We start from the raw sequence: 17,307 nt of genomic DNA on the forward strand, positions 1-17,307 counted from the left end.
GTATGGGCGATGGATCTCTATTCCCGGCTGGTTGCCATTTTCAAGGTGCTGTTGCCCCTCATCGCGCTTGGTATCCTCGCGACGCTTTTCCTGCTGTCCCGGGGCAGCAATTTCGAGGCGACGATTCCCTTTGCTGACAGCGAGGTCGCCGAACGGACCCGCGGCCAGCAGATTACCGCGCCGTTCTTTTCCGGCACCAACCAGAAGGGCGAAGAAATCGTTGTACGCGCAGCCCTTGCCCGCCCCGGCGATGAGAATACGCCCGCCGAGGCAACCGAGGTCAATGCAAAGCTGACCGCCACCGATGGAGTCGAACTGACGCTCGATTCCGAAATGGTGCGCGTGGACATGCAAAGCGACGTCGCGACCTTTCAGGGTGGTGTGCGCATGACCACCTCGACCGGGATCGAGATCGAAACCGAAGAGCTGGAAACCACTCTTCAATATCTGTCGGGCCAGACTAACGGCGCCATCTCCGGCACCTCTCCGTTCGGCGATCTCACGGCCGGCCGGATGACCTTTGGTCCCGAAAATGACGACGGGCCTCTGCATGTTCTTTTCAACCAAGGTGTAAAGCTGATATACCTGCCGAAAAAATCGGATTAACTCACTTGTTCCTTTATCGTTTCCTCATTTTCCCGCTGTTTTTTGCCCTCGCCGCCATGCCCGCGACAGGCCAGACGAATGTCGCCTTCGGGGGCATCAAGGCCGACCCAACCCTCCCTGTCGAGGTCACGGCAGATTCGCTGGACGTGAACCAGGCAGACGGATCGGCGGAATTCAAAGGTAACGTGCGCATCGGTCAGGGTGAGATGCGGATCTCGGCCCAGCGCGTCCTCGTCATCTACAATCAGGATCAAAGCACCATCCAGCGGATGGAAGCCGTGGGCAATGTGGTTCTGGTCAGCGGCCCCGACGCGGCCGAAGCCGATCGCGCCGATTACAGCATCGATACAGGCGTGATCGTGATGACCGGCAACGTCCTGTTGACGCAGGGCGCAAACGCGCTTTCTTCCAACAACATGACGGTGAACCTCACGACCGGCACGGCCCAGATGAACGGGCGTGTGCGTACCATCCTTCAGAACGACGGCGGCAACTGATATGGCCCGCCCGACGCTTGTGACGAGTTCGGATAAAACCGGACTCCAGATCTCTCATCTGCGGAAATCCTACCGCAAGAAAATGGTGATCCGCGACGTCACCATGTCCCTGCACCGGGGGGAGGTCGTCGCGCTGCTCGGCCCCAACGGGTCAGGCAAGACCACGTCCTTTTACGCAATTGCCGGGCTGGTGTTCCCCGAGGCCGGTTCGGTCACGATTGACGGCACCATCGTCACAACCCTGCCGATGTACCGCCGCGCACGTCTCGGAATCGGTTATCTGCCGCAGGAAATGTCGATCTTTCGCGGTCTCAGCGTCGAAGACAATATCTCGGCCGTGCTCGACATCACTTACGATGACAAAAGCAAGCGCCGCGAACGGCTCGAGGAACTCCTTTCGGATTTCTCCATCGAACATCTGCGCCGCGCCCCCGCACTTGCCCTTTCGGGCGGTGAACGGCGTCGTGTCGAAATCGCGCGGTGCCTTGCGGCCGAGCCGAAATACCTGCTGCTCGACGAACCCTTTGCCGGAGTCGACCCGATCTCGGTCAACGAAATCCGACATCTCGTCTCCGATCTCAAGAATCGGGGAATCGGCGTGCTGATCACCGACCACAACGTTCGCGAGACGCTCGAAATCGTCGATCGCGCTTATATCTTGCACGATGGTCAGGTTCTGATGTCCGGCACGCCCGAAGAAGTTGTCGAGAACGAAAATGTCAGGCGCGTCTATCTCGGCGAAAATTTTCGTATTTCCTAAGGAAATCGGCAAGTTGCGGCAATTTGCGCGCAAAATGGCAAGCCGTTTCATCCGCTTTTCGTTGACAGCAAGCCTGCGTGGTGCCTCAATTGAGATATGGTGAATGCATGGCTCACGCGGCTTCTTGTTACCGCCCGGAATACGGGCCGGACCGCTGGACCCATTTTTTACCTATTTCCAGTCATCCGATAAAGTTAACGCCCGCTTTCCAAGCGGAGCGTCTGAGGATGCCAATCTGAAGGAGCACAAATGCGGTACCAAATCAGTGGCAAACAGATCGACATCGGCGAGGCTCTTCAAACCCATGTGCAGACCGAGCTGAACGAGATCGTGAGTAAATATGCCGGCCGTCCGACGGATGCGAACGTGATTTTCTCAAAATCCGCACATGAGTATGTGTGCGAGGCCACGATCCATCTCTCGACTGGTCTGACTGCTGCCGCCAAGGCTAAAGCGACCGAGATCTACTCGGCATTCGACAGCTGTGGCGAGAAGATGGACAAGCAGTTACGCCGCTATAAACGCCGTCTCAAGGACCATCATCGTGATCGGTCGGAACCGGTTGAACTCTTGGGCGCATCCTCCTATATCCTCGCCGCAGAAGAGCAATCGGAAGATGCCGAGCCGGATTCGCTTCAACCAATTATCGTTGCTGAGATGGAAATGCAGATACCTTCATTGTCTGTAGGCGAGGCCGTTATGCAAATGGAATTGGCAGGAGCCCCCGTGCTGATCTTCCGTAACGAAGGTAAACAGGGTTTGAACGTGGTTTATCGCCGCGACGATGGTAACATCGGCTGGATCGACCCGCGCAATCAGGACTAGCCCCAGAACAGGGGCGCAGCCCACGGAGCACGACACCATATGGAGCTTTCGAGCATCCTGAAACCCGAAGCCGTTCGCGTCTATGCCGCCGTTTCAAGCAAGAAACGCCTTTTTCAGGAAATCGGCGACGTTGCCCATGCCTGCCATGGCATCAACGCCCCGGATACTGTCGAAGCATTGCTTGAACGGGAAAGCCTGGGACCAACCGGCGTCGGACACGGTGTCGCGCTGCCCCATGCGCGACTACCCGGGCTCGATTCCGTAGTCGGAGTCTTCGTGTTGCTGGAAAAGCCGCTGGATTTCAGTGCGATAGACCGTCAGTCGGTGGATATCGCCTTTGCATTGCTGGCGCCCGAGGAATCGGGCGTCGAGCATCTCAAGGCGCTTGCGCTGGTGTCGCGCACCCTGCGCGAACCCACGCTCTGCGCCAAGCTGCGGGCAAACCACGACCCCAGCAAGCTTTACGCTCTGCTCACCTCGCCTACCTCGGTCAAGGCCGCCTAGGCAGACCGGGCGGTGTCCAAGGCCGCATTGCGAAGATCATGAAATCCCGCTGGTAGATTGACCCGATCATGACGGCGATCTCGCTGTCGTACACATCCGCCAGCACGTAGGGGCCACAGGGCTCATCGCGTTGAATATCGCGCGGATAGGTGATTCCCACATGTGAAGCCAACATGCTCAGCAACATGGTATCGTTCTCCCGAACCATGATATCCGGCGATTTGAATTCGGCAAAACCGGCGACAATCTGCGCCTGCGTCGCCCATGACGCATCCACGCGAATCCCCGTCTGACCGGCAAGGTTGGATCTGACGAATCCAAGAAATCCCTTGAACGCGGCCCGGTGATCTTCCACCGAATAGCTCTCGTCGGGCGCGCCCTCCGGCAGCGGCAGCTTGAACTGCCGCCGCAGGGTGTCGCGAATCTGCGCATAGCTCCCGGTGCCCGTATTTAGAATTCTCCTGCAAAAGACCTCGTGCACCCGATCCGCCGGATGCCGCAGAACCGTGAAACTCCGGTGAACTTCCTGCGTGCGCAACCACTGGCGCAGGTCTTTCTGGGTCATCTTCCGCTTCAACGCGGACGCCGGCACGCCTTCCAGCTCACCCATCCAGTTCGCAATCGTTTCGGCAGGCCCGCCCGGAATAGGCATAAAGAGCAACGGCAGGCTGTTACCCGCAATGTAACTTGGCACCGCAGGTCCACGGCGCGGCTCGAAATTTGGTGTACGTGTCAGGTTGAACGCGTCCAGATCGGCCAGCGCGCGTTCCATTTCTCTCGGGTTAGAGACTTTCTCGGCTACGGGCCCGGGGTTCTGAATCTTGAGGCTCGTATCCAGCGCCTCGAGTTTTTCACCGCAGCCCAGCCATTGCGCCAGCCCATTCATCACATCGAGATCGCGCAGGTCCTCGTAAGCGATGTAAAACCCGGTCTGTCCGGACACCTGCATCCGGTTCAGCAGCTTGACCTGAAAATTCTGAAGCTCTCCAACGTAGCCCGCAAACTCCACCCCGTCGAAATCGGCCAGCGCCTCCTTCCGGCGTTTGACATCGGTCAGCTTCCATTGGTTCGTCGCCTTGGCGATCTTCCACGACACGTAACTTTCCAGCGGATTACGGGTCAGGATGATCTTGGCGCATCGTGGGTCGTCGAGCATGACATCCAGAACGCGCGGATCGTGATCGTGGAAATACCGGAACCCTGCAAGCCCCGGCGCCGATTTGACCGCATCGATCAGGAGGGATGGATCGGCATCCCTTGTTTCCTTGTCGATCCCAAAAATCTCGGACTTGTTCGGATACCCGATAAAATGCGGATTGAACGCCTCGCCCAGACAACTCATCCCATCGAAGGCGTTCAAGTTGGTTTCAAGCAGGTTCGATCCGGTTCGCATCTCTGCAAACACCACAAAATAGTCGAACATAGTCCCTCTGGTTATTATTACCGCACTAGGTACGGTCTTTGCTTTATGGCTGGCATCTCCTGCGGTTCCTGCTCAACGGGGAAATCCCCCATGAGATAGGGATGCATGCCTTCGTTCTTCAGCTTCTGAAGAAATTGTCCAAAGCCGGCAAGATCCTCCAGTCGCGGTGCCTCGCCGATCCAGCGCGATTTCTTCTGCGCGATTTCGTCCAGGACGGTCTGCAACGGCTCCATCGGAGATTCAATGAATTCCGCCATCGACCAGATCCGGATCTGTGCATTCGCATGGTTTGACCGCAGAATTGCCAGCTGTTCGCTTTCCACGCGCTGAAGCCGCGCCGCTTCGCTGCGCAGGGTCGAAAAGTTCTTTTTCGAGCGGAACAGCGGCACCGCCCAAGCTCCGGTGACAACCGAGATCTGCGCGTTCGGATCCCGCGCCATGATCCAGTTGACGTCCTGATTGTCGCGCGGGCTGAACTGGAAACATTGCCGTTCGCCCCGCGTGTTCCAGATCAGGTTGGTCAGGAACCGCTCGGGCGCATGATCCCGCGTCGCGGCATTATCGGTCAGCGCGCCATCGATGACGTTTTCCCCGCCCGCGAACTCGACCCGTTTCGGTGCAAAAAGATGCCCGTGTACCCGCGTGCCAGAGGCATTCGCCAGCCAGTCTTCGAAATCCACGAAAAGCTCGGAAAAACCCTGAAAGACCGAATAGGGGTGGGCAGTGATCCCGTTTTCGTGCCCGCTACGAGGCATCCGGCTTTGCATGTAAAGACCCGGCCTGCCGCGAGTGCGCCGCTCCACCGCCTTGGCGAATATCCTGTCGATTTTCGCCGGATTAGGCTCCGCTTTTTTCATCGCGCCCGCATCGTCCGTCAGGAAAGCGCGGTAAAGCCGCTCTGCGCCCGGCCAGATCTTGCGGGCAACGAAACAGTCCGAGCGCCGCAGCAATTGCAGGTGGTCATCGTAGAACACATGCGGCTTGCCTTGGTAGTCGAACTTGGAAAGCGTCAGCGACCGGCTTTCGATATTGCGCGAGTAAAGCCGCGCCAAGGTCTGGTAATAGCTTTCATCCGGGATCCAGACCCGCCGGAAATACCTGTCATGCATGGCGCGTTCTGGTGACATGAGGATACGCGACAAGGTCTCGCGGCTCAGGCACCACCACTGGCTGCCCATATGTGGCACTAACCCTCGGGGAATACGACGTTTGAGCTTGAACCGACGCTGCATGTCCACCCATTTGTCGAACAACCGCCGCTGCCGTTTCCATGAAAACGGAAAGCGGAGCGTGAACCGCTCTTCACCCAGCCCGCCTACGATCCACGGCACATCCGAGGTCGTCGCGCTTTCGATGAAGTCGGTCTGGGGCCGCGCCGCAAGGTAATCGACCAGTTCCGCGACCGGGCGCAGGGGCAGGCAGGACCCCGAGGCAAGAAAGACGTGGCTCACGTCCGGAAAACTCGCCAGCATGGTCTCGGATGCAGCCTGCGAGGCAGCCACGATACCCCAGGTCCCCCATTCGCAGCGATGCCGCTTGCTGAAACGGATCAGCGGATCCGGTCGCAGCCGGTCACGCAGCGTGCGGAAATCCCTGCGCGACACGCTCTTGTCCACATGCAGAACCACCGGGCACCCCGACGCCGTCCAGTGCCGCGCGACCTGCGCCGCGCGCTCAAGCGAGTTGTGCACCAGCATGACGATACCGATGCTCATGCCCAGTTCCCCTTGGACATCAGCCCCAGGATTTCAAGCTGGCGCCAGTTGATGTACTTCTCGCTGCTCGGACACCAAAGGTCCGGACTCTCCTTCGATCCCCTTGCATAGGCTCTGTATTCGGCGGAATCCGCGTAATGCTGGCCCCGCTCCATCTCTTCCCGCGCCTTCCCGCGAAAGGTATCAAGAAACTTGGTGTGGAGCAGCGCGCCGGATGCTTTCTCTCCGCCCCATTCATCATAGACATGGTTCAGCCCGCGCGGCAGCAGCATGTGGGTCGAGCTGACATAGGTGAACTTGCGGTCCCATTTCACCAGCGGGATCTTGTTCAGCGCGGGCGCTTCCCATGGTTTCTCCGCAAAGAACATACGGCTGCGTGGTCCGCCCTGAATCCAGAGATTGCCATAGGTCGGGTTGGGCCGGATCGTGTAATTGCCCGAGTCGAACCAGCAGGCGATCTCAAGCGGGTCCTGCCCGGCCACATAGGGCTGCGCGTCCAGAGGACCTTTTGGATAGACATCGATCAGCATTGCCGAGAAACTGCGGATCGACGAACTGTCGAGCCAGTCGGTCAGCGCCGGAATGGGGCGTGTATCGCAGAACGGATAGACAAAAAGCTCGTCCGGATCGACGACCAGCGTCCAATGACCATGGGCAAATTTCCGGCACAGCCGGTTCACCCAGTCGACGCCGAAACTGGATTTCAGATAGCTTCCCGATGTCGTCCAGACCGAGATATCCGCCTGACCACCCAACAGCTCAAGCGTGGCGTCCGTGCTGTCGTTATCGATAAAGAGAAAATGCCCGACGCCAAGGTTGCGGTAATATTCAAGGAAATAGGGAAGCCGCACGGATTCATTTCGCATGGTGGACACCAGCAGGATATCATCCGGCCGGATAGCCGATGTATTGTCCTGGAACAGTGTCAGTTCCAGCGACTTACGCATCGACCTGAGAATACGACGGCGCCGCCGTACCCTCATCTTATAAGAGTCCCAAAGGCCCAATCTTTCTGCCCAACCCCATATTCACACGCGCCCGGCAACCCGGTTGTGTGCGTCACGGCGTGTTCGCGCCCATACCCCTAGTGTAAAAGGTCAATTAATTTACAATTCATTACAAGGAGAATAACCGCCGAATTTAAGACCTCTGTAACCGTTGCGCCCCCGATGGGAAAGCCCGGACCGTCTCAATACGGGGCTATTTCTTATCCAGATCCCGCATCAGACCAAGTTCGACCAGTTGCTTCCAGCCTTGATAGCGCACGGAGTCCTCATGCCAAAGCTCCGGTGCGGTCCCGATTTTCGCGTAATAGTCTCTGAATTTTCGCGGTTCGTTGAAATGCTGTTTACGCGTGGCATCCTCACGCGCGCGCTCGATGATGTCTGGCAGGAACTTGCTGTGCAGCAACACGCCCGAAGGCTGCGCTCCCCCCGGACCGTCATAGGCCATGTTCAGATCTGGCGGCAGCAGCGCGTGGCAGGAATTGACCAGCGCCCAGCGCCTGTTCCAGCGGACCAGCGGCAGTTTGTTCAGCGTGGGCGCGCGCCGGGGTTCATCGGCAAAGAACACCCTCTCGCGCACGCCCCCTTGTACCCAGAGATTGCGTATCGGGGTCTGGCGCCGGCAGCGATAGGGCCCCGCGTCAAACCACGGAAGCGCCTTAATAGGGTCTGTTTCAGTCTCTGATCCGGGTTCTTTCTTACCCAGCGGCCCCGTGGCATACATGTCCAGCATCAGGGCACCAAAAAGATTTTGCCCTCTCGCCTCCAAAGCCCTGGTCAGCCCCGCAAGGTCAAGTTCGTCCATGCGCGGATAGACCAGCAGCTCATCCGCATCCAGCACCAGGCACCAGCGTCCATGCCCGTAGCGCGCCAAAAGCCAGTTGGTCCAGTCTACGCCGAACCGCGCCTTGCGGTAACTCACCTTGGTCCGCCAGAGGGAAACATCCTCCTGATCCTGCAAGAGCGCCGCCGTATCATCGGTGCTGTCGTTGTCGACAACCAGGAAATGCCCGACTCCCAGGCCGCGATAGTATTTCAGAAAATGCGGCAACCGGGCAGCTTCGTTGCGAAGAACCAATAAAACAAGAATATCGCCGGCACCGATCCGACCAGTTCTGTCCATCACCGATTTCAGGTCATGGCGACTTCGAAAGGCCCGCCACAAAAGGCGGCGTCTTTTCCAGCGCATTCGATAGGCGGCGAGCAGCCCTATCCTTGCTGCGGTTCGATCCGCAGCTTCTGTCATAAGGGCCGGTCAGCCGTCATAGTGACCTGCCTGGTGCCACCGCCAGGCGTCCTCGATCATCCGCCCCATGGTCGAGCGTTCGGGCGTCCAGCCAAGATCGGTCTCGGCCCGGGTCGATCCGGACACAAGCCGGGTGCAATCCCCGGCACGGCGCGGCCCGATCTCATAGGGCACCTCCCGGTTCGTCACCGCACGCGACTGGTCGATCACCTCGCGCACCGAAAAACCCGTCCCGGTGCCAAGGTTGAACACCCGGTTTTCCTTACCATCCTTGAGCCATTCCAGACCCAGCACATGCGCATCGACCAGATCGCAGACATGCACGTAATCGCGGATACAAGTACCATCGGGCGTGTCGTAATCGGTGCCGAAAACTGTCAGCGCATCACGCTTGCCGTCGATCGCGTCCAGCATCAGCGGAATAAGGTGCGTCTCGGGCCGGTGGAACTCGCCCACCTCGGCCTCGGGGTCGGCACCTGCCACGTTGAAATACCGGAAGATCACATGGCGCAGCCCATGCGCCGCCCCAAAATCGCGCAGCATGCCCTCGATCGCCAGCTTTGACGCGCCATAGGCGTTCAGCGGTTCCTGTGTGGTGGTTTCGTCCAGCACCACATTGTCATGCTCACCATAGGTCGCACAGGTCGAGGAGAAAACAAAGTCAAGACAGCCCGCCGCCACCGCCGCTTCCATCAGGGTCAGCGCCCCGACCACATTGTTGCGCCAGTAGAGACCGGGCTGCGACATCGCCTCGCCAACCTGACTGAGCGAGGCGAAATGCATTACAGCATCGGGCTTGTGCTTGGCAAAGACGTCGTCCAGACGCGCGCGGTCGCTCAGATCGCCCTGTTCAAAGGGGCCAAATTTGACCGCGTCACGCCATCCGGTGACAAGATTGTCGTATGTGACCGGCGTATATCCCGCCTGTTTCAATGCCTTGCACGCGTGCGAGCCAATATAGCCGGCGCCGCCGGTCACGAGTATGGTCTTCAAGTCTTGCCCCCGGTGTTTACGTTGTCTGGCTGCCGATCACTCGGCGGCGTTTTCAAGCTGAACCACGTCGCGCAGGTAACGGCTCAGATCGTCGCGCAGATCGTCACGCGCCAATGCAAAGGCCACGGTGGCCTGCAAGAAACCCGACTTTGACCCGCAATCGAACCGCTGCCCGCGGAAGCGATAGCCGTAAACGCCGTTCTCCGTGCCGATATCGGCCGCGATGGCATCGGTCAGCTGGATCTCGCCGCCGGCGCCGGTTTTCAGCTTGTTCAGGTTCTGCAGCACCGACGGCCCGAGCACGTAACGCCCGATCACCGCAAGGTTGGACGGCGCTTGGCCCGCCGGCGGCTTTTCGACCATGCCTTTGACCTCGACGATGGATCCCATGTCTTCCTTCACGTCGAGCACCCCGTAAGACGAGGCTTTCTCAGGCGCGACTTCCATTGCCGCCACCATGTTGCCGCCGGTTTCGGCATAGGCTTCGACCATCTGCTGAAGGCAGGGCGTTTCCGCCGCGATCACGTCATCGGGCAGGATCACCGCAAAGGGCTCGTTACCGATGAGCCGTCGTGCACACCAGACCGCGTGGCCAAGACCCAGCGCCTTGTGCTGACGGATATAGGCGATGGCACCGCTGTCCATGTTCGTGGACTTAAGCACCTTCATCAGGTCTTTCTTGCCCTTGCGGCGCAGTTCCTGCTCCAGCACGGGCGAGTGGTCGAAATAATCTTCCAGCGCGCTCTTGCCGCGCGAGGTGACGAAAATGAATTCCTTGATCCCGGCAGCACGCGCTTCGTCGATGGCATATTGCACCAACGGGCGGTCTACCAATGTCATGATCTCTTTTGGAACCGATTTGGTTGCCGGGAGAAATCGCGTACCCAGTCCGGCAACGGGGAAAATTGCTTTTGTGACTTTCTTACGCATACGCTTCCTCAGTTTTTGTTTAACCAGTTAATTCGAAAATACCCGCAGGTTGCATCCGGTATTAGTAATGATGTTCCTGCCTTAGTCCATCAGATGGCGCGTCCATGCGCTGCGTTGCTATTATTTTCAACGCAAACACAGCATTTAACGTCGCTTTATGTAGCAGGCGTGTCAATCCCGCCGACCAGTGAGAAATTGATCCCGATGTGGGATCAATCCAGATTCATGGCTTTCATCATGGCCTCCAGCTTAGGAACGTCCTCCGGGTTGTTCAGTTCCCAGAATTGACGTCCCCGCGCGGAAACCTCGACGCAGAGCACCTTGCGTCCGTTTTCCATGAAACGAAGCTGTTCAAGGCCTTCCAATTTTTCCAGCGGCCCGGTCGGCCAAGCCGGATAGGCGGAAAGCGCCTCCGGGCGATAGGCATAGACACCGACGTGGTGGAAAACCGGGCTTGGTTCGCCATCCGCGTACGACCGCGAGGTGAACGGAATCACCTCTTTTGAGAAATACAACGCCGAGTGATCCGTGGCGAAAACGGCGGTGGTACCGCCAACCCGTCCCTGACGCCGGTCAGACAGCAACCCGTTCAGCATCTCGCCGTCACAGCGCAGCACCGGAGTCGCAATCTCCGCCTCGGGCGCTGCGTTCAGCCCGGCGACAAGGTCTTCGACAAACCAGTGCGGGGTCAGCGGCGCGTCGCCCTGCAGGTTGACGACGATGTCGAACCCACCGCCGAGCGCCGCATGCGCCTCGGCACAGCGTTCGGTCCCGTTGCGGCAGGATTCCGAGGTCATCACCACCTCGGCGCCGAACCCTTCGGCGGCCTCTCGGATCCGGTCGTCATCCGTCGCGACCACAACCCGGTCGACCCCGCCAACCGCCGAGGCCGCGCGCCATGACCGTTCGATCAGCGACTGGGTCTGCCCGCTCGCCCCCTTAAGCCCGACAAGCGGCTTGCCCGGATAACGCGAGGACGCGAACCGGGCCGGAATGACGATAAGGACAGACATCAGCCCGCCTTGAGCGTGACGCCCGGCGCATGGGCGATGAAGAACGGGTTCGCGAACCCTTCCTTGCCATAGGTCAACGGCGTCAGGTCATCGAAACGCACGACGCTGCCGCCCGCGCCTGCCAGAACCGCGTGCCCGGCGGCCGTATCCCATTCCATCGTGCGGCCCAGCCGCGGGTAAAGATCAGCCTCGCCCGTCGCGACAAGGCAGAATTTCAGCGAGGAACCCGCGCTCTTCATGTCCTTGACGCTGTATTTGCCGATGTAATCGTCGGTGGCCTGATCCCGGTGCGACTTGCTCGCCACGACCATCAGCGCCGAGTTGTCGCTTTGTGCAACTTTGATCGGGGTCGTCGCGCCCATCTGATCCGGCGCGAAGTCGCCGGTTTCCTCAACCGACTGGCCATCGGCCATGGTAAAGAACATCCGGTTCTTGGCCGGTGCATAGACCACGCCCCGTGTCGGAGAACCGTTTTCTACGAGCGCGATATTCACCGTGAAATCGCCCCGGCGGTGGACGAACTCCTTGGTTCCGTCCAGCGGATCGACGATGAGAAAGGTGTCGCCCTTGGCACTATGAGACTCCGCCTGCTCTTCGGTGACGAGCATCACATCGGGGTAAGTGGCACGCAACCCTTCGGAAATCAGCGCATCGGCGGCTTCGTCCGCTTCGGTCACCGGGCTTTCGTCCGATTTCTGCTTCACCTCGAAATCGTCGGCATTGTAGATTTCCATGATCTTTGCGCCGGCCTCGATGGCCAGTTTGCGCAATAATGGCATCAATGTCTCATAATCCACGTAAACTGCTCCGTTCTTCGTCGATTTGTTGAATATTTACCTTCGCTCCCTTATGGTCCGGTCTCACGGGAACAGCAAGAATTCCCTGCCTCTCGACGGCACAGCGACACAGGACAGCAGTTTTCATGTTCAGGTACAGGCGGCATCAGTCCAGCTTTGCACGTGCCCTGACGACACTTGAGCTGATCTTTCACTCTGTCGTCCGCAGCGTCCGCGCCCGGCACAACAACGCCTTTATCGCCATTGGCCTGAACATGCTTCAGGTCGTGATGTTCGTGATCGTGTTCTATTTCATGTTCACCGTTCTCAAAATGCGCAGCTCGGCGGTACGCGGCGATTTCCTGCTGTACGTGATGTCCGGCATCTTTCTGTTCATGTGTCATATCAAAGCGATATCCGCCGTGACCGGGGCCGAAGGCCCGAACAGTTCTATGATGCAGCACGCACCGCTGAACACAGCGATCACCATCACGGCGGCCGCGCTTGGCGCTCTTTACACGCAACTGCTGTCGATGTTCGTCATCCTCTTTATCTATCACGTCGCCTTCACGCCCATCGAAATCTACCAGCCCGGCGCGGCGTTCGGCATGGTGATGCTGTCATGGTTCACCGGCTGCGCAGTGGGCATGATCTTTCTCTCGGCCAAGCCATGGGCACCCGCCGCCGTGGGAATCGCGTCGAGCCTTTATCAAAGGGCCAATATGATCGCTTCGGGTAAAATGTTTCTTGCCAACACGCTGCCCGGTTTCATGCTGCCCATCTTCGACTGGAATCCGTTGTTCCACACGATCGACCAGTCGCGCGGATTCGTCTTCATTAACTACAATCCGCATTTCTCGAACTGGCACTACGCGCTCTGGGTCGGCGTCGGGCTGACGATGCTGGGCCTGATGGGCGAATTCTATACCCGCCGCCGCGTCTCGGCGAGCTGGGGCGCTCGGCGCTAGGCCCGCTCAGGTCACCACCCGCAGCGTCAAGTTGATCCGCCCGCCGTTTTCCAACAACCGGGACGATCCGTACCTGATCCGGTCCACGCCGTGATAGACCAGCCGCGCCTCGCCCCCCATCACCACCACGTCGCCGGAATTCAGCCAGACGGACTCCGTCTTGCCACCCCGGGTCAGGTTGCCGATCCGGAACAAACCGTCATCGCCAAGCGAGATCGACACGACCGGCCATGAGAAATCCGCCTCATCCTTGTCCTGGTGCATCCCCATCCGTGCGCCCTCGCCGTAGAAATTGACAAGGCAGCAGTCCGGCAACCGCTCATGCCCGGTCACCTCGCGCCAGATGTCGAGTATTTCCTCGGGAATGCCCGGCCAGGCGGCTCCATTCGGGTGTTCGCTGACATAGCGATAGCCGGACCGGTCCGAATACCAGCCAAACGCCCCGGCCGAGGTCATCCTAACCGACATCGCCTTACCATAGGGCGTTTCGGGCGCATAAGGCGGCGCCTGACGCCAGACCTCGCGCACGACCTCGACCAGCCGCGCCTGGCGCGCCTCGTCGAGACAGGATTTCACAACCTCCACACCCCGGATCGTCAATCGCATCGCCTACATCCTTTGCATTCGCATTAGCCGCGCCAAAAAGGTCACAAATTCGCGAACTCCTCCTGCCATGACCGGTTGCACGGGCTTTTTGCGGTCCCTATATACGCCGGGACGCGCCGAACAGACAGGCTCTGCAAGGCGCATATCATATCGGGGCCGGGATGCCGAAACGGGTTCGGGCTTCGGGTTATCGCCTTGAAGAATGAAGGGATCAAATACTATGGGTAAAGTAATCGGGATTGACCTCGGGACCACCAACAGCTGCGTCGCCATCATGGATGGCAGCCAGCCGCGTGTGATCGAAAACTCCGAAGGGGCACGCACGACCCCGTCTATCGTTGCATTCACGGATGACGAACGCCTCGTCGGCCAGCCGGCCAAGCGTCAGGCCGTCACCAACCCTGAAAACACCATCTTTGGCGTCAAGCGCCTGATCGGTCGCCGTAACGACGACACCGATCTCGCCAAGGACCGCAAGAACATGCCGTTCAACGTCATCGACGGCGGCAATGGCGACGCATGGGTCGAAGCCAAGGGCGAAAAATATTCGCCGAGCCAGATTTCGGCCTTCATCCTCGGCAAGATGAAAGAAACCGCCGAATCCTATCTCGGCGAGGAAGTGACCCAGGCAGTCATCACCGTTCCGGCCTATTTCAACGACGCCCAGCGTCAGGCCACCAAGGATGCGGGCAAGATCGCCGGTCTCGAAGTGCTGCGGATCATCAACGAACCGACGGCTGCCGCACTGGCCTATGGTCTCGACAAGGAAAACACCCAGACCATCGCGGTCTATGACCTTGGTGGTGGTACGTTCGACGTGACCATCCTCGAAATCGACGACGGCCTTTTCGAAGTGAAATCCACCAACGGCGACACGTTCCTCGGCGGTGAAGACTTTGACATGCGCATCGTCAACTACCTCGCGGACGAGTTCAAGAAAGAGAACAACGTCGATCTGACCAAGGATAAGATGGCGCTTCAGCGTTTGAAAGAGGCGGCTGAAAAGGCCAAGATCGAACTGTCCAGTTCCTCCCAGACCGAGATCAACCAGCCGTTCATCTCGATGGGTTCCAACGGTCAGCCGCTGCACATGGTCATGAAGCTGACCCGCGCCAAGCTGGAAAGCCTTGTTGCCGACCTGATCAAGGCGTCGATGAAGCCCTGCCAGGCCGCGCTCAAAGATGCCGGTCTTTCGACCTCTGACGTGGACGAAGTCGTTCTCGTCGGCGGTATGACCCGTATGCCGAAGGTAATCGAGGAAGTGACCAAGTTCTTCGGGAAAGAGCCCCACAAGGGCGTGAACCCGGACGAGGTCGTTGCTCTTGGTGCCGCCATTCAGGCCGGTGTTCTGCAAGGTGACGTCAAGGACGTTGTCCTGCTCGACGTGACCCCGCTGTCGCTCGGTATCGAAACGCTTGGTGGCGTGTTCACACGCCTGATCGACCGCAACACCACGATCCCGACGAAGAAGAGCCAGATCTTCTCGACCGCGGAAGACAACCAGAACGCCGTGACCATCCGGGTTTTCCAGGGTGAACGTGAAATGGCCGCCGACAACAAGATCCTTGGCCAGTTCAACCTTGAAAACATCCCCCCGGCACCGCGCGGCATGCCACAGATCGAAGTGACTTTTGACATCGACGCCAACGGCATCGTGTCGGTCGGCGCCATGGACAAAGGCACCGGCAAGGAACAGAAGATCACGATCCAGGCTTCCGGTGGTCTGTCCGAGGACGACATCGAAAAGATGGTCAAGGACGCCGAGGAAAACGCCGAGGCGGACAAGACCCGTCGCGAACTGGTCGATGCCAAGAACCAGGCGGAAAGCCTTATCCACTCGACCGAAAAGTCGATGGAAGAGCATTCCGACAAGGTCGACCCGACCACGATCGAGGCGATCGAACTCGCCATCGCCGCGCTCAAGGACGAGCTGGAAACCGACAATGCCGACAAGATCAAGTCCGGCATCCAGAACGTGACCGAAGCCGCGATGAAACTCGGCGAAGCGATCTACAAGGCCAGCCAGGAAACCGAGGGTGAAGAACCCAAGGCGGCCGACATGGGTGGCGACGACGACATCGTCGATGCGGACTTTGAAGATCTGGATGACGACAAGCGTGCCTAAGGCATAAATCCGGAACCAATATTGGGCCGGTCCGGTCTCCGGGCCGGCCCAACACGTTCCGGGAGAGAGGTAATAAACGATGTCAAAACGTGATTTCTATGACGTACTTGGCGTTGCCAAAGGCGCTTCCGCGGACGAGATCAAAAAGGCCTATCGCAAGAAGGCCAAGGAATTTCACCCGGACCGCAACGCCGACAATCCGGATTCCGAAGCCAAGTTCAAAGAAGCGAACGAAGCTTATGAAATCCTGAAAGACGCCGAGAAAAAAGCGGCCTATGACCGTTTCGGCCACGCGGCCTTCGAAGGCGGCATGGGTGGCGGACGGGGCGGCGCACGTCCCGGACACGGAGGGGATTTCTCCTCGGCATTCTCCGACGTGTTCGACGACCTCTTTGGTGACTTCATGGGTGGTGGACGCGCCGGAGGCGGCGGACGTCGCGCGGCACGCGGATCCGACCTGCGCTACAACCTACGTGTCTCGCTCGACGATGCCTACTCAGGCATGCAAAAGACGATCAACGTCCCGACGGCCGTTCCCTGCGGTTCCTGCGAGGGCTCCGGCGCCGAGGGCGGTGTCGAACCGACCACCTGCCCCACCTGTTCGGGCATGGGCAAGGTTCGCGCACAGCAGGGCTTTTTCACCGTTGAACGCACTTGCCCGACCTGCTCGGGTCTGGGCCAGATCATCAAGAATCCCTGTAAAGCCTGCGGCGGTGCCGGCCGGGTCGAAAAGAACCGCGCGCTCAATGTGAACATCCCCGCCGGTGTCGAAACCGGCACCCGCATCCGCCTTGCCGGAGAGGGTGAGGCCGGGATGCGCGGTGGTCCTCCGGGCGATCTCTACATCTTTGTCGAGGTCGCGGCGCATGACCTGTTCGAACGCGACGGCATGAACCTGCATTGCCGGGTGCCTGTGAGCATGACCAAGGCCGCGCTTGGCGGCGCGATCGAAGTGCCGACCATCGACGGCGGCCGTGGCCGGGTGCAGATCCCTGCCGGTAGCCAGTCGGGTCGCCAGATGCGTCTGCGTGGCAAGGGCATGCCGGCCCTGCGCGGCGGTAGCTCGGGCGACATGTTCATCGAACTCGCCGTCGAAACCCCGGTCAACCTCACGACCAAGCAAAAGGACCTCTTGCGCGAATTCGATGAGCTGAGTGAGGACAACAACCCGGAATCGAAATCCTTCTTCTCCTCCGTGAAATCCTTCTGGGACGGAATGAAGGGCTGAAACAACAGGGGCCGGTTCGATACCGGCCCTTTTTTTGACCTGCCGATGCTGCGCTGCGGCGGTGTACAGGGGGTGCACGGGTTGTGTA

General features: G+C 59.2%; 17 protein-coding genes. 8 read left to right on the forward strand and 9 right to left on the reverse strand.

All coding sequences use genetic code 11. From position 1 onward, the window contains the following. Window positions 1-9 precede the first annotated feature (9 nt). The 5 genes from MF268_RS17140 (at window position 10) to MF268_RS17160 (ending at window position 3,192) form a co-directional block, all read left to right on the forward strand. Window positions 10-606 (forward strand): hypothetical protein, encoded by a 597-nt coding sequence (locus MF268_RS17140; protein ID WP_238372090.1) that lies wholly within the window; start codon window positions 10-12, stop codon window positions 604-606. A 56-nt stretch (window positions 607-662) separates the two neighbouring features. Continuing rightward, window positions 663-1,103 carry a lipopolysaccharide transport periplasmic protein LptA gene (lptA, locus tag MF268_RS17145; RefSeq protein ID WP_238372249.1) on the forward strand — a complete coding sequence of 147 codons (441 nt, stop codon included), beginning with the start codon at window positions 663-665 and terminating at the stop codon, window positions 1,101-1,103. Window position 1,104: 1 nt separating this feature from the next. Next, complete coding sequence (gene lptB, locus MF268_RS17150; RefSeq protein ID WP_238372091.1) at window positions 1,105-1,863, forward strand: LPS export ABC transporter ATP-binding protein; 759 nt, start codon at window positions 1,105-1,107, stop codon at window positions 1,861-1,863. Window positions 1,864-2,112: 249 nt separating this feature from the next. Beyond that, the gene (hpf, locus tag MF268_RS17155; protein WP_088631676.1) at window positions 2,113-2,688 is read left to right on the forward strand and encodes a ribosome hibernation-promoting factor, HPF/YfiA family; all 576 of its coding nucleotides are present in this window, start codon (window positions 2,113-2,115) and stop codon (window positions 2,686-2,688) included. A gap of 39 nt (window positions 2,689-2,727) precedes the next feature. Continuing rightward, window positions 2,728-3,192: a PTS sugar transporter subunit IIA gene (locus MF268_RS17160; RefSeq protein ID WP_088631677.1), complete on the forward strand. Its 465-nt coding sequence runs from the start codon at window positions 2,728-2,730 to the stop codon at window positions 3,190-3,192. Here the strand turns inward: MF268_RS17160 and MF268_RS17165 are convergent. The 8 genes from MF268_RS17165 to cysQ form a co-directional block, all read right to left on the reverse strand. Beyond that, on the reverse strand, window positions 3,179-4,615 hold the full coding sequence (locus MF268_RS17165; RefSeq protein WP_238372092.1) for a nodulation protein NodH: 1,437 nt from the start codon (window positions 4,613-4,615) through the stop codon (window positions 3,179-3,181). The two genes, MF268_RS17160 and MF268_RS17165, sit on opposite strands and share 14 nt — an antisense overlap. 17 nt (window positions 4,616-4,632) lie before the next feature. Beyond that, window positions 4,633-6,330, reverse strand: a complete 1,698-nt coding sequence (locus tag MF268_RS17170; RefSeq protein WP_238372093.1) for a beta-1,6-N-acetylglucosaminyltransferase — start codon at window positions 6,328-6,330, stop codon at window positions 4,633-4,635. Beyond that, window positions 6,327-7,313: a glycosyltransferase family 2 protein gene (locus tag MF268_RS17175; RefSeq protein WP_238372094.1), complete on the reverse strand. Its 987-nt coding sequence runs from the start codon at window positions 7,311-7,313 to the stop codon at window positions 6,327-6,329. The genes MF268_RS17170 and MF268_RS17175 overlap by 4 nt, the downstream gene beginning before the upstream one ends. Window positions 7,314-7,530: 217 nt before the next feature. Beyond that, entirely contained in the window at window positions 7,531-8,457 is a 927-nt protein-coding gene (locus MF268_RS17180; protein ID WP_337926816.1) for a glycosyltransferase family 2 protein, read from the reverse strand. Window positions 8,458-8,589: 132 nt separating this feature from the next. Next, window positions 8,590-9,573 carry a UDP-glucose 4-epimerase GalE gene (galE, locus tag MF268_RS17185; RefSeq protein WP_238372096.1) on the reverse strand — a complete coding sequence of 328 codons (984 nt, stop codon included), beginning with the start codon at window positions 9,571-9,573 and terminating at the stop codon, window positions 8,590-8,592. A gap of 36 nt (window positions 9,574-9,609) precedes the next feature. Further along, the gene (galU, locus tag MF268_RS17190; protein WP_238372097.1) at window positions 9,610-10,503 is read right to left on the reverse strand and encodes a UTP--glucose-1-phosphate uridylyltransferase GalU; all 894 of its coding nucleotides are present in this window, start codon (window positions 10,501-10,503) and stop codon (window positions 9,610-9,612) included. Window positions 10,504-10,715: 212 nt separating this feature from the next. After that, window positions 10,716-11,516: a 3-deoxy-manno-octulosonate cytidylyltransferase family protein gene (locus MF268_RS17195; RefSeq protein ID WP_238372098.1), complete on the reverse strand. Its 801-nt coding sequence runs from the start codon at window positions 11,514-11,516 to the stop codon at window positions 10,716-10,718. After that, on the reverse strand, window positions 11,516-12,313 hold the full coding sequence (gene cysQ / locus MF268_RS17200) for a 3'(2'),5'-bisphosphate nucleotidase CysQ (protein WP_238372099.1): 798 nt from the start codon (window positions 12,311-12,313) through the stop codon (window positions 11,516-11,518). The genes MF268_RS17195 and cysQ overlap by 1 nt, the downstream gene beginning before the upstream one ends. A gap of 125 nt (window positions 12,314-12,438) precedes the next feature. On the opposite strand from cysQ, the gene MF268_RS17205 reads away from it, so the two are divergent. Next, window positions 12,439-13,260, forward strand: a complete 822-nt coding sequence (locus MF268_RS17205; protein ID WP_088631686.1) for an ABC transporter permease — start codon at window positions 12,439-12,441, stop codon at window positions 13,258-13,260. A gap of 6 nt (window positions 13,261-13,266) precedes the next feature. Here the strand turns inward: MF268_RS17205 and MF268_RS17210 are convergent, their stop codons facing one another. Continuing rightward, window positions 13,267-13,866, reverse strand: coding sequence for an alpha-ketoglutarate-dependent dioxygenase AlkB family protein (locus MF268_RS17210; RefSeq protein WP_238372100.1), 600 nt, complete (start codon window positions 13,864-13,866; stop codon window positions 13,267-13,269). A 220-nt stretch (window positions 13,867-14,086) separates the two neighbouring features. Here MF268_RS17210 and dnaK point away from each other — a divergent pair, with 220 nt between their 5' ends. Further along, on the forward strand, window positions 14,087-15,991 hold the full coding sequence (gene dnaK, locus MF268_RS17215) for a molecular chaperone DnaK (protein WP_238372101.1): 1,905 nt from the start codon (window positions 14,087-14,089) through the stop codon (window positions 15,989-15,991). 79 nt (window positions 15,992-16,070) lie between these two features. Next, on the forward strand, window positions 16,071-17,219 hold the full coding sequence (gene dnaJ / locus MF268_RS17220) for a molecular chaperone DnaJ (protein WP_238372102.1): 1,149 nt from the start codon (window positions 16,071-16,073) through the stop codon (window positions 17,217-17,219). Window positions 17,220-17,307: the final 88 nt, after the last annotated feature.

It is taken from the genome of Heliomarina baculiformis (genome assembly GCF_019966545.1).
Classification (GTDB): domain Bacteria; phylum Pseudomonadota; class Alphaproteobacteria; order Rhodobacterales; family Rhodobacteraceae; genus Heliomarina; species Heliomarina baculiformis.

Bases quoted from the DNA above. Each gene is read 5' to 3' on its own strand.
- MF268_RS17140 (WP_238372090.1), top strand. From the start codon at position 10: ATGGATCTCTATTCCCGGCTGGTTGCCATTTTCAAGGTGCTGTTGCCC.
- lptA (WP_238372249.1), top strand. From the start codon at position 663: ATGCCCGCGACAGGCCAGACGAATGTCGCCTTCGGGGGCATCAAGGCC.
- lptB (WP_238372091.1), top strand. From the start codon at position 1,105: ATGGCCCGCCCGACGCTTGTGACGAGTTCGGATAAAACCGGACTCCAG.
- hpf (WP_088631676.1), top strand. From the start codon at position 2,113: ATGCGGTACCAAATCAGTGGCAAACAGATCGACATCGGCGAGGCTCTT.
- MF268_RS17160 (WP_088631677.1), top strand. From the start codon at position 2,728: ATGGAGCTTTCGAGCATCCTGAAACCCGAAGCCGTTCGCGTCTATGCC.
- MF268_RS17165 (WP_238372092.1), bottom strand. From the start codon at position 4,615: ATGTTCGACTATTTTGTGGTGTTTGCAGAGATGCGAACCGGATCGAAC.
- MF268_RS17170 (WP_238372093.1), bottom strand. From the start codon at position 6,330: ATGAGCATCGGTATCGTCATGCTGGTGCACAACTCGCTTGAGCGCGCG.
- MF268_RS17175 (WP_238372094.1), bottom strand. From the start codon at position 7,313: ATGAGGGTACGGCGGCGCCGTCGTATTCTCAGGTCGATGCGTAAGTCG.
- MF268_RS17180 (WP_337926816.1), bottom strand. From the start codon at position 8,457: ATGGACAGAACTGGTCGGATCGGTGCCGGCGATATTCTTGTTTTATTG.
- galU (WP_238372097.1), bottom strand. From the start codon at position 10,503: ATGCGTAAGAAAGTCACAAAAGCAATTTTCCCCGTTGCCGGACTGGGT.
- MF268_RS17195 (WP_238372098.1), bottom strand. From the start codon at position 11,516: ATGTCTGTCCTTATCGTCATTCCGGCCCGGTTCGCGTCCTCGCGTTAT.
- MF268_RS17205 (WP_088631686.1), top strand. From the start codon at position 12,439: ATGTTCAGGTACAGGCGGCATCAGTCCAGCTTTGCACGTGCCCTGACG.
- MF268_RS17210 (WP_238372100.1), bottom strand. From the start codon at position 13,866: ATGCGATTGACGATCCGGGGTGTGGAGGTTGTGAAATCCTGTCTCGAC.
- dnaK (WP_238372101.1), top strand. From the start codon at position 14,087: ATGGGTAAAGTAATCGGGATTGACCTCGGGACCACCAACAGCTGCGTC.
- dnaJ (WP_238372102.1), top strand. From the start codon at position 16,071: ATGTCAAAACGTGATTTCTATGACGTACTTGGCGTTGCCAAAGGCGCT.